This window comes from Glycomyces sp. NPDC049804, from assembly GCF_040674615.1.
Lineage (GTDB): Bacteria > Actinomycetota > Actinomycetes > Mycobacteriales > Micromonosporaceae > Glycomyces > Glycomyces niveus.
Window position 1 is genome coordinate 1 of the sequence record NZ_JBFAMQ010000035.1, and the last position, 12053, is coordinate 12053.

General features: G+C 66.8%; 8 protein-coding genes and 1 pseudogene. 4 read left to right on the forward strand and 5 right to left on the reverse strand.

Annotated elements, in window-relative coordinates; genetic code table 11:
* Positions 1-1974 (forward strand): glycoside hydrolase family 2 TIM barrel-domain containing protein (locus AB0K52_RS25405; protein WP_363537262.1); only part of this gene is annotated, 1974 nt, incomplete at its 5' end.
* Positions 1975-2414: 440 nt separating this feature from the next.
* Entirely contained in the window at positions 2415-4454 is a 2040-nt protein-coding gene (locus AB0K52_RS25410) for a cellulase family glycosylhydrolase (protein ID WP_363537266.1), read from the forward strand.
* 82 nt (positions 4455-4536) lie between these two features.
* Here AB0K52_RS25410 and AB0K52_RS25415 read toward each other — a convergent pair whose 3' ends face one another.
* From AB0K52_RS25415 to AB0K52_RS25430, 4 genes are all read right to left on the reverse strand, one after another.
* Positions 4537-4797 carry a hypothetical protein gene (locus AB0K52_RS25415; protein ID WP_363537269.1) on the reverse strand — a complete coding sequence of 87 codons (261 nt, stop codon included), beginning with the start codon at positions 4795-4797 and terminating at the stop codon, positions 4537-4539.
* Positions 4794-5609, reverse strand: a complete 816-nt coding sequence (locus tag AB0K52_RS25420; protein WP_363537272.1) for a phytanoyl-CoA dioxygenase family protein — start codon at positions 5607-5609, stop codon at positions 4794-4796. Before AB0K52_RS25420 ends, AB0K52_RS25415 begins: the two co-directional genes overlap by 4 nt.
* A gap of 186 nt (positions 5610-5795) precedes the next feature.
* A complete protein-coding gene (locus AB0K52_RS25425; RefSeq protein ID WP_363537275.1) occupies positions 5796-7841 on the reverse strand; it encodes a cellulase family glycosylhydrolase in 2046 nt (681 codons plus the stop codon).
* Between the two features lie 377 nt (positions 7842-8218).
* Entirely contained in the window at positions 8219-8992 is a 774-nt protein-coding gene (locus AB0K52_RS25430; protein WP_363537283.1) for a helix-turn-helix transcriptional regulator, read from the reverse strand.
* 146 nt (positions 8993-9138) lie between these two features.
* Between AB0K52_RS25430 and AB0K52_RS25435 the strand changes: the two genes are divergently transcribed.
* Both AB0K52_RS25435 and AB0K52_RS25440 read left to right on the forward strand, forming a co-directional pair.
* Positions 9139-10743, forward strand: coding sequence for a beta-xylosidase (locus tag AB0K52_RS25435; protein WP_363537277.1), 1605 nt, complete (start codon positions 9139-9141; stop codon positions 10741-10743).
* 178 nt (positions 10744-10921) lie between these two features.
* Positions 10922-11875, forward strand: a complete 954-nt coding sequence (locus tag AB0K52_RS25440; protein WP_363537280.1) for a glycoside hydrolase family 43 protein — start codon at positions 10922-10924, stop codon at positions 11873-11875.
* Positions 11876-11958: 83 nt separating this feature from the next.
* Here the strand turns inward: AB0K52_RS25440 and AB0K52_RS25445 are convergent.
* A pseudogene (locus AB0K52_RS25445) lies at positions 11959-12053 on the reverse strand (carbohydrate ABC transporter permease); the annotation flags it as partial.

Here is a 12053-nt window from a genome sequence, read left to right on the forward strand (position 1 = left end):
GAGACCATGCGCGCCGACCTCGAGATCATGAAGCGGCACAACGTCAACGCCGTCCGCACCAGCCACTACCCCCCGGACCGCCGCTTCCTCGACCTATGCGACGAGATCGGCGTCTGGGTCATCGACGAATGCGACCTCGAAACCCACGGCTTCGACTTCAGCTCATGGCGCGACAACCCGGCGAAGGACCCCGTCTGGCGCGAAGCCTTCCTCGATCGCATGGCGCGCATGGTCGAACGCGACAAGAACCACCCGAGCGTGATCATGTGGTCCCTGGGGAACGAATGCCGCGAAGGCCAGAACCTCGAGGCGATGGCGGCCTGGGCGAAAGACCGGGACCGAGGGCGGCCGATCCACTATGAAGGCGACGCGGACGTGCGCTACACCGACATCTGGAGCCGGATGTACGTCCCGCACGAGGAGCTCGAGCGCATCGGCCGCCGCGAGGAGGAACGCTGCGAGGACCCGGCGAGTGACGAACGCCGCCGGAGCCTGCCGTTCATCCTCTGCGAGTACGCCCACGCGATGGGCAACGGCCCGGGCGGACTGAGCGAATACCAGGCCCTGTTCGAGCGGTACCCGCGGCTGCAAGGCGGTTTCGTCTGGGAGTGGATCGACCACGGCGTGCGTCGCCGCACCGAAGACGGCCGCGAGTGGTTCGCCTACGGCGGCGACTTCGGGGAAGCGCTCCACGACGGCAACTTCGTCGCAGACGGGCTCGTCTTCCCCGACCGGACGCCGTCCCCGGGCCTCGTCGAGTACAAGAAGGTGATCGAGCCGGTCAAGATCCGGATCGACCCCGAGACCGCGACCGTGTCGGTCACGAACGGCTACGACTTCCTCGACACCGCGCATCTGCGGTTCGAATGGCGACTCGAGGACGGCGGCGAACCGGCGGCGGACGGCGCATTCGACGTGCCGGTCACAGCGGCCGGGGCCGAAGCAGTCGTGAACTGGCCCGAGGCGCTCGCCAAGGCCGTGGCGTCCTCGGTTCAAGGTGAGCTCTGGTTGACGGTGAGCGCGCACCTCGCCGCCGACCATCCCTGGGCCGGTGCCGGGTTGGAGGTCGCTTGGGGCCAGAGACAGCTTTCGGTGGCGCCGAAGACGCAAGGTCCTTTCGCCGAACCTGTCGTCACTTCGGACGGCATCGTGCTCGGCGAGGCCGACTTCGACGCATTCGGGCGCCTGACCTCGTTGGGCGGCATCGAGATCACCGGGCCGCGCCTGGACGTGTGGCGGGCGCCGACCGACAACGACCGGGTCGCGTGGGGCGTGCTCGACCTGGCCTCCAAGTGGCGAGGTCGAGGGTTGGCGCTGGACCGCTTGGAGCACAAGACGCTCGCCGTAGAGGCGGGTGGCGACGAACTCGTCGTCGCCACTCGACTCGCTGCAGCCGGTGCGGACACCGCGGTCGGCGCCGTGTACCGCTGGCGAGCCAATTCGTCGGCCCCTGGGCGGCTCTGGGTCACCGTTGAGGTGGCGCCGGAGGGCGAGTGGGAGGCGCCGCTGCCGCGCCTCGGCCTGCGGCTCGCGGTGCCGAAGTGCCTCGACGAGGTCGAGTGGTTCGGCGGCGGGCCCGGCGAGGCCTACGCCGACACCCGCGCGGCCGCCCGCGTCGGCCGCTTCCGGTCGACCGTGGCCGCGTTGCAGACCCCGTACGTGTTCCCGCAGGAGAACGGCTCCCGCATCGACGTCCGCTGGGCGACCCTGTCCGGAGCCGGCCGCACACTGGGTTTCCTCGGCGCGCCGGAGTTCGCGTTCACCGTGCGGCCGTGGACGAGCGAGGATCTGGACGCGGCCCGGCACCCGCATGAGCTCGTCGAGCGCGGGGAGCTGTACGTCAACGTCGATGCGGCCCTGCACGGGATGGGCTCGGCGTCGTGCGGCCCGGGCGTCCAAGCCCAGTATCAGCTGGAAGCGCGGACGACCGTGTTCACGGTCGGGTTCGAGGCGGGTGCCGCCCGCTCAGTCTGACCTCGCTTCGGCGTCCCCGGCGGTTCGGCCGCTCCCAAGCCGCGCACGGCTCTGGGAGCGGCCGTTGTCGCGCATGCGCCGTTCACGGAGGCATGTCGTCCGACTGACGCCTCCTGATCGATAAATTTGTATGATCTTTTATCATGACTAAAGGTGCTTTACGGACAATCTCGTTCAAAATCTAGCCTGATTGGCCTGATGTATCATCGACACATTCGGGTTCCCGATCGGGCTTCCAGTGCCTCGCTACGCCGTTGCAGACCGCACTTATCGGCATCTACCTCGCAAAACGCCTAAAATTCATAATTCTGGATTTATCTCTTGACAAAGTTGTTCGACGAAACTTAGTCTTGCCTGGTAGAGGCCGCGAGCATCCCTTCGAACAGAACGGAGATCGCTCACCCCGAAAGGGCCTCATCAACCCGGCAGAGAGAGCCAGCATGAAACTCACCTTGCAAGGCAGATCCCGGCTGCGTGTCGCAGCCGTCTGCGCCTCACTCCTCGCGCTCGTCGGCGCCGGCACCGCGGGCGTCGTCGGCGCCAATGCGGCATCGGGCCCCGATTGCCGCGTCGATTACACCGTCAAGTCCGAGTGGGCCGGCGGGTTCATCGGCGACGTCGTCGTGACGAACCTCGGCGAACCGGTCAAAGGCTGGAATCTGCAGTGGTCCTTCCCCTCCGGGCAGGGCGTCACCAATGACTGGGCCGCCAACATCAAGACCAAAGGTGCGAGCGTCACCGCGAAGCACCTGAGCTACAACAAGAAGATCGGCACCGACGAGTCGGTCTCCTTCGGGTTCGCCGGATCGTGGACCGACGCGAACGAAGCCCCGGCCTCGTTCAAGCTCAACGGAGCGAGCTGCGAGTTCACCGTGAGCGGTCCATCCGAACTGGACGCCATCGAGACGGCGGCCGCGATGGAGCCGGGCTGGAACGTCGGCAACACGCTCGACGCGATCCCCGAGGAGACCTCCTGGGGCAACCCGCTGATCACCGAGGAGCTCCTGGACACGGTCAAGGCCGCCGGCTACAAGTCGATCCGACTCCCCGTCACCTGGACCGACTACATCGGCGAGGCGCCGGACTACACGATCGACCAGGCCCGGCTCGACCGCGTCACACAGGTCGTGGACTGGGCGATCGAGCGCGACCTCTACGTCTTGCTCAACGTGCACCACGACTCCTGGATGTGGATCGACGACATGCCCACCGACCACGACGGCGTCGTGGCGAAGTTCGACGCGGTGTGGACCCAGCTCGCCGAGCATTTCAAGGACTACCCCGAACTGCTCGTGCTGGAGAGCAACAACGAACCGCAGTTCGCCGGCACCACGCATGAGGAGGGGGACGCCTACAACGACGAGCTCAACCGCCTCTTCCACGAGATCGTCCGCGGTTCGGGGGGCGTGAACGAAGACCGGCTCCTGGTCCTTCCCAGCCTTCACACCAACGGCGACCAGGCCCGCATCGATGTACTCAAGACCACGATCGACGAGCTCGACGACGACATGCTCGCCGCGACCATCCACTTCTACGGATTCTGGCCCTTCAGTGTCAACGTCGCCGGGTACACCAAGTACAACGAGGACGTGGAGGCCGACATCGTCGGCACCTTCCAGCGCGCGCACGACACCTTCGTCGCCAATGACATCCCGGTGATCATCGGCGAATGGGGCGTCCTCAACTACGACCACACCCGGCCCGGCGTCCACCAGCACGGCGAGCTGCTGAAGTACTACGAGGAAGTCGAGTTCCAGGCCCGCGACAAGGGCATCACCATGCAGATCTGGGACGCCGGACAGTTCCTCAACCGCAACACGCTCGAGTGGCGCGACCAGCACATCTTCGACTACTTCGAATCGGGCTGGACCACCCGCTCCGGCACCGCCTCGTTCGACTCCATCTACCTCGAGAAGGGCGCCCCGATCGAGGCCGAGTCGCTCACCTTGGAGCGAAACGGACTCGAGTTCGAAGGCCTGTGGCAGGGCGACTCGGCCCTGGTCGAAGGCGACGACTACACCGTCTCGGGCGACACGCTCACGCTCACGCCCGCCGCGCTCACGCGCCTGGCAGGAGACCGCGCCTACGGTGTGAACAGCACCATCGAAGCCCGGTTCTCGGACGGGATGCCGTGGCAGATCCACGTGATCACGTATGACAAGCCCGTCCTGTCGGACGCGACCGGCACCACCGAGTCGTTCGCGATTCCCACCGAGTTCACGGGGGACCGGGTCTCCACCATGGAATCCGTGTACGCCGACGGCACGCCGACCGAGCCCGGAAGCTGGAACGCGTTCAAGGAGTACTGGACCACCTTCAACCCCGACTATGAGGCGGGGACCATCATCCTCAAGCCCGAGCTGCTCAATGTGCTCACCGACGGGCAGACCGTCACGCTGACGTTCCACTTCTGGGGCGGCGGCGAGATCGACTACGAGATCACCAAGGACGGCACGAGCGTTACCGGATCGGCCTTGTAGCAAGAAGCGGTCAGGGCCGCCGACGCGATGCGCGTCGGCGGCCCCGATGCCGTTCCGGTCGGCGCGACCGGCGGCATTGCCCTTACTCGAGCTTCTCGAACCAGAACTCGTGCTTCAGGAACGACGTGTCGTACTCGTGCCCCGGATACGGCGGGATGAGCTGCGACGCCTGGAACAGGCGCCAGCCGTCGCGGAGCGCGTCGGTTCCGGTCTCGTACGGCGGCAGGTCGCTGTCGCCGGTGGTCGGGTTCGTCTTGCCCGTGCCGTCGTAGAACGACCAGGCCAGCACGTGTGAATCGAGTCCAGACGTGTTCAAGTACAGGACGAGGACTTGCTGCTTCATGCGGCCCTCCCGGGGCGGTTGGCGACGCGGGTCGCCCAGAGGTCGATGTCGAACGAGGCGTTGCCGGTCATGGCGCGCCACATCTTGATGCGGTTGTAGATCTCGAGGCGGCCGGTGGCGTGCTCGCACCAGGGGAAGAAGCGCGACAGCTCCTCGGAGACGCCAGGAGCGTCGAGGTCGGAGGTGTCCCACAGGCGCACCTGGGGGACCGTGGGGTTGAACCGGATCTTGTACATGTACCGGCGGATGTCCGAGTCGTTGCGGCGCCCGCCGTGCCAGATGCCGTGGTGGAGCAGCACGACGGTCCCGGCCGGACAGGTGAGCCGGGTCTGGCCGCGCAGGTTCTGGTAGCGGCCGGTGTCGGACTCGTTGGTGCGGCGCAGGTGCGAGCCGGGCACGGACAGGGTGCCGCCCATGGTGCCGGTGACCTCGTGCGGGTAGTACATGAGCTGGACGTCGAACGCGTCGACGCGGGTGTCGATGATCGCGTCCCCGTGCAGCGCCTGGGCCGCGCCCTCGTGGGGCTCGCGGACGTGGAGGGCCTGGTGGTCCACGAGCGGGTCGGGACCGATCAGGCTGCGCAGCGCCCCGGCGACCGCGGGCACGTCGAGGAGACGCCGCGAGAAGGACCCCTCCTCGAACACCTTCGTGACCGGCTCACCGTGGTAGACCACCGGGATACCGGCGTCGAAGACCTCGATGGCCTCTTCGTTGAGTTCGGCGGGGACGACGGCGTCCATGCGGTGGAAGCCGTTCGCGACGAATCGCGCGACCTCGACCGAGGACAGCAGTGGTGGTGTAGTGGTTGTCATACGCCGAGCTTACGAACGTGCCACCGCTCTGTAATGGGTGGTAATCACCAAGCAGTGGTCGGTTCTCGCCTATCAGATGAGTGGCTGCGATCGGCTGCGTGGAGAACGACGACTCCCCGGCCGGACCGCAAGGTCCGGCCGGGGAGTCTCGGAGTCACCGAGTCGGTGGTGCGCCGATCAGTCGCGTCAGCCGGTGGACCCGGTGACGGTGCCGCCGGATTCGGTCACGTAGTAGGTCATGCTCGCCCCGCTCCAGAAGTAGAGCGTGAGCTTGACCTGCCGGTCGTCCTGGACGTCCTTGAAGAAGGCGTCGCCGAGCACGAGCCGGTTCGCCGCGTAGTCCGGCTTGAACGCCACTCCCCATTCCTTGTAGGAAGTCCAGTCGATCGGGCCGGCATTGCTGCCGTCGTCGGTGTAGACCGCCTGCATGGTCTTCATCTGGTCGCCCTTGAACTCGGTCGGGATCGCGAACGTGCTCGCGGCGCCGGTGGCGCCGGCGATCTGGGGCGTGTCGTAGCTGACCAGGCTGATCCGCCACGGTTGTCCCGCGGAGAAATCGGCGTGCAGGTCGGCGCGCTTGCCGTAGTCGCGGTCGCCGAGGAGCTCGGTGAGCAGCGACGCCTTCAAGGTGAGCTCGTCGCCGGAGCGGGTGTAGTCGACGCCTTCGGTCAGCCGGGTGTCGCCGTGCCTCAGGCCCTCGAACTCGAGGCCGTTCGGGTTCAACGTGACGGTCTCGTCCGTGACCTGGCCGGCGCGTTCGATGAACACCTGGTCGGTCGAGGCGGTGCCGGAGCGGGTGGTCCAGGCCGCCTGGTACATGCCCCAGTACTCGGGGTCGCGGAACCGCAGGTTGTCGCGGTCGTAGCCCGGAACGCAGTCCCACAGCATGGTCGTGAGGTGCTTCTCCCGCGCGTAGTAGCCGGCGTACTCGAGGAACTTGAGGAGCTCCCCGCGTTCGACCTTGCCTTCGACGTTGCCGCCCAGCAGGCTGTACTCGCCGATGATGACCGGGATGTCGTTGGCGACGAAGGCGTCGTAGACGTTGTCGAAGGCGTCGTGGATGCCGTCGATGACCACCTGGTCGAAGTCGGTCCCCCCGGCGAGGTTCATCGCGAAGGGCCAGTAGCCGTAGAAGTGGATGGTGGCGGCGACGTTCGGGTCGTTCAGGTCGGTGAACGTCTGCGTCAGTTCGTCGACGGGGGTCTGGTCGCCGCTGGTGTGCAGCGTCGGCAGGACCAGCACCCGGTCGGCGTTGCCCCCGCCGGTGCCGCGGACGATCCCGTGGAACTGCTTGTTCAGTTCGTCGAGGTACTGGTACTTCTCGGCGTCGGTGGCGTCGTAGAACTGCGGCTCGTTGTAGCTCTCGAAGAGCAGCTCCTCCGGATAGTCCTTGAAGCGCTCGGCGATGGCGGTCCACAGCGCCTCGTTCCGAGCGAGGATCTCCTCCCGGTTGGTCTTCATGTCCGCCTGCCAGATCCACGAATCGTGGTGGGTGTTGAGCATGACGTACAAGTCCGCTTCGAGCGCCCAGTTCACCACCTCCTCGACGCGGTCGAGGTATGCCGGGTCGATGGCGTAGTCGGGTCCGTCGCCCTGGTGCTCGTCCCAGGTCACCGGGAGGCGGAGGCTGTTGAACCCTTCATCCTTGACGTCCTGGACGAGCGCCTGGTTGATCGGGTAGTTGCCCCACGAGGTCTCGTCGGGGATCGCGTCGAGCGAGTTGCCGAGGTTGAAACCGGGCTGCATCGCGGCCACGATCTCCATCGGCGTCAGGTCCTCGGACGGCGTCCCGGTCGGCTCTTCGGACGGGACGGTGCACGCGGTCCCGTTGAGGGTGAAGGCGGTTGGGAGGTCGTTGCGTGCTCCGAACGAGCCCGTGAAACCGATCGACACGGAGGCGCCCGAGGCGAGGTCGCGGTTGTAGCTCAAGTGCTGGGCGGTGACAGTGCCGCCAGAGGCGGTGACATCGGCGTTCCACGCCTGCTTGACGGTCTGTCCTGACGGGAAGGCCCACTGGAGCTTCCAGCCGCGCAGGGCCTCGCCATGGTTGGTGACGGCCACGTCGGCGACGAAACCGCCGGGCCATTCGCTCTTGACCTGGTAATCGACTTCGCAGCCGCCTGCGGCGGAGGCGACCTGGGGCAGGATGACTCCGAGTCCGGCCGTCATTGCGGCTACGGCCGCGAGGACCAGGGAGATCCTTCTTCGACTTCGATGTGCTGTGCCGGTCATGGCACTCCTCATGCTTCTCGGATGGACAGGGCACCGGGCCGGGGCCGTGGAGAGCGGCCCGGGCGCCAGCGGTCTCCAGAGCTCGACGGTGTCGAGCCATGTAAATAAATAGATATGTACAAACAAACTCGGGCCCGGATTCGTCCAGGCGGATGGTCGATCGAGGCGTGTTCCGCGGCGGGGTCGGCGGAGATGCCGGCTCAGCCACGATTCGCGCGACTGTCGATGAATCATCAGACATGTCGGCGCTCCCGTCAGCATGACACAGGAGCGCCCTGGGCGCAACATACTGCTCTCGGCGACTTCATTCGCAAGTAACGGACGTTCCGAGCCTAGAATTCGACTGATGAATATCGCTGGAGCTGTTCGCTGCTCGGCTACCGCCACGCCGCATCGCGAATGGCGCGGGGCGACGAACCGAGCTCCTGACGACACGCCTTGTTGAACGCCTGGAGGTTCGGGATGCCGATCGAGGCGGCCACCGCCGGGATCGAAAGCGTCGACTCGCGCAGCAGATGCTCGGCGCGGGCCAGCCGGCGCTGGCGGACGTAGGCGACCACCGTCATGCCGGTCTCGGCCTTGATCAACCTCGTCAGATGGTTGTGCGAGACCCTCGCGGCAGCCGCCACCTCAGGGACTGCGAGCGCTCGCGGCAGTTGCTGCTCGATATAGGCGAAGGCCGCGGCCACCGCCGGATGGCTGCCGCCGCTGCTCTCGGTCGGCCGGAGTCGGGCGGTGCGCCACAACGCGGTCCAGACTTCCGCCGCGGCCTGAGCGGGGGAGTCATTGAAGGCTGCGACAGCGCGGCGCAGCAACTCGGCGAGGGCCGGGGCGGCGGTGCCGGCCTCCTGGACGAGTGGCAGCACATGCGGCGTCCCCCGTGTCGAGGGGCGGAGGTGCACGTACAGGTGCTCTGACCGCCCCCGGTAGCGGTAGTGCACATCGGTGTCGGCGGGGATGAGGCTCACGCGGCCGGGGGCGATGCGGTGGGGGGTGCCGTCGACTTCCAGGTCGGCTTCGTAGTCGTAGAGGTGGAACTGCCACAGGTCGGGCAGGCGGAAACGGTCGTCCGGGCTGCTGAGCCCGTGGATGGCGAACCCCGCGTTCACCACTTCCGGGGGGTCGTCGAGGCACACTGTCACGTCACGCACCTGGAAAATCAACCACAAACAACGCTCGACGTCCACTCGGACGGAGTCTCGGTTCCGACTGGCGCACGCGGCAGGCGATGAAAATCAACCACAAGTGGGTGATTGTCGACCAGTGAGCCGCGCGGATCCGTTCCTAATCTCGGCGTATGACCGCAAGCCGGCGCCCCTCACGCCCCGTCCGCATCAAAGCCGATTCCCGCGCAGTCGGCGAGCCGCTTCACCACCACTGGAGCCAGGTCGTCGGAGCCGGTCGGGCCGCCGAGGGGCTGCGCGCCAACTGGCAGGAGCACCTCCGCACCGCAGCGGGCGAATGCGGCTTCCGCTACGTGAACTTCCACGGCTTGTTCCACGACGACATGTTCGTGTACCGCATGGGCGAGGACGGCCCGGTGTACAACTTCCAGTACATCGACGAGGTCTTCGACCGCCTGCTCGAGGCAGGGGTGCGGCCGTTCGTCGAGTTCGGCTTCTCCCCAGGCGACCTCGCGCGGGAGAAGTCCACCATCTTCTGGTGGGGCGGGCACGGCTCGCCGCCGACCGACCTCGGCGCCTGGGCCGCGCTCGTCACCGTCACCGTCGAGCACTGGAGGGCGCGCTACGGGCCGCAGGAGGTCCGAAGCTGGTACTTCGGGGTCTGGAACGAGCCGAACTTCGACGCGTTCTTCCGCGGCACGCGCACGGAGTACTACCGGTTGTACGCCGCGACCGCGAAGGCGCTGAAGGCACTCGACCCGGGACTCCGCGTCGGCGGGCCCGCCACCTCGAACTTCGTGCCCGACGCGCGCCACGACGGCGAGAAGGAGGACGCCACCGCTCTCGCCGTCCTCGAGCACGTGGAAGACGCCGACTCCCTCGAATGGCGACCGGTGTGGATCGAGCACTTCCTCGACCACTGCGCCGAGGAAGGTCTCCCGGTCGATTTCATCTCCTGCCATCCGTACCCCTTGGCCTGGGCCCTCGACGGCGACGGTCAGGGCTTGACCTTCAGCCGCCATGCGAGCGCCACATTGGACGATCTCACGGAGCTGCGGCGCATCGTCGACGCCGGCCCCTTCCCGAAGGCCGAGATCCACCTGACCGAATGGAACTCCTCGCCGCTTCCACGCGACCACACGCATGACTTCCCGCAGGCCGCGACCTTCATCGTGAAGTCGAACCTGGAGACCATCGGTCTCGTCGACTCCCTGTCCTACTGGACCTTCACCGACGTGTTCGAGGAGCCGGGCGCCGGCGCCACCGTCTTCCACGGCGGCTTCGGCATGATCAACCACCAAGGGATCGTCAAGCCGAGCTTCCACGCGTACCGCCTGCTGCACACCCTCGGCGACGAGCTGCTCGCCCGCGTCGACGGTGCCGTGGTCACCCGCGACTCGGCCAGCGGCAAGGTCTCCTGCCTCGCCTACCACTATCCCGATGAGATGACGACCTCGGTCGGGGTGTCCGAGCCGGGACGGGAGGCCGCCGACGAGATGCTCGCCATCGGCGGGCCCCGGGTGCTCGAGATCGACCTGCACGGCCTCGATCCCGAGTGCCTGCTGACGGTGGAGACCGTCGGGCCCTTCCGTGGCGACGCGCTGGCCGCCTGGCGCTCCATCGGTGAACCTGAGCCGCCCACCCGCGAGGAGCTGGGGGCGCTGCGCGCGGTCGCCCGGGAGGTCCCGCAGGAGACGCTCAAAGCCGATGCCGAAGGGCGGCTGCGTTTCGAGATCAGCATGCGGCCGTGGGAGATCCTGTCACTGCGTCAGATGTAGTCGGCCGTGGGGCGCCGCGCGCCTGAATCGAGCATGTGCCGGCGGGTCCGCCGTCATCGCCAACCGAGGACCGCGAGGGGAGATCTTCCTTCGGCGCGGACTTGCGTACGGTCGATTTATCGGTAAAGTAGGCGGCGGTGCGGCCGACAGCGGCTGCGATCCGGCATCAAGGAGATCCGTGTCCACCACTTCCGAATTCTCGGGCTACCTCTACGCGCACTTCAAACGCGAGACCGCCGACGGCGAGCAGATCCACTTCGCGCTGAGCGAGGGGAACGACCCGCTGCATTTCAACGACCTCAACGGCGGCAGGCCGGTGCTGACCTCGGTATTGGGCGAGTGCGGCGTCCGTGACCCCCACATCGTCCGCTCGCCGGAAGGGGACCGGTTCTTCATGGTCGCCACCGACCTGTGCGTCAACAAGGACGCCGACTGGGACCGGCACGTGCGCTGGGGGAGCCGCTCGATCATGGTCTGGGAGTCGGGCGATCTGGTCGACTGGGGAGAGGGGCGGCTGGTGGAAGTCGCGCCCCCTGAGGCCGGCAACGCATGGGCGCCCGAATCCGTCTGGGATCCCGAACAGGAGGCGTACCTCGTCCACTGGTCGTCCACGCTTTACGACGACACCGAGCACCAGGGTGTGAGCTACAACCGGATCCTGTGCGCCACCACCCGGGACTTCCGCGAGTTCTCGGAGCCGCGTGTGTGGCTCGACCGGGGTTGGCAGACGCTCGACACCACGGTGATCGACCACGACGGCGTCTACTACCGCTTCCTCAAGGACATACGGGCTCGCGACGGCGCTGCGCCGAACGGCCGATCGATCTACTGCGAGACCGCGACGTCGTTGACCGCTCCCGACTGGGCGCCGTTGGCCGAAGGCATCGGCTTGGGGACCATCGTGGAGGGGGAGGGGCCGTTGGTGTACCAGTCCAACACCGAGGACAAGTGGTACCTCTGGATCGACGAGTTCTCGGGCGGCCGCCGCTATGTGCCTTTTGAGACCGACGATCTCACCGGCGGCCAGTGGACACCCTCACCCGACTTCCGTCTTCCGAGGAACCCGTGCCATGGCACCGTCCTGCCCGTCACGGGCGAGGAGTACGAGCGGCTCCGCACGGCCCTGGGGTGAAGTCCGGCTCGAGGTAATGGGCGTCCGGGCCCGGCACAGATCCGGACGCCCTTCCCCTTGCGGAACCCTCACAGTCCGCGGGCTTATCCCTTCACGGCGCCGGTGATGACGGCTTTGGTGAAGTGTTTTTGGATGAAGGGGTACATGATCACGATCGGGATGATGGTGCAGACGACGA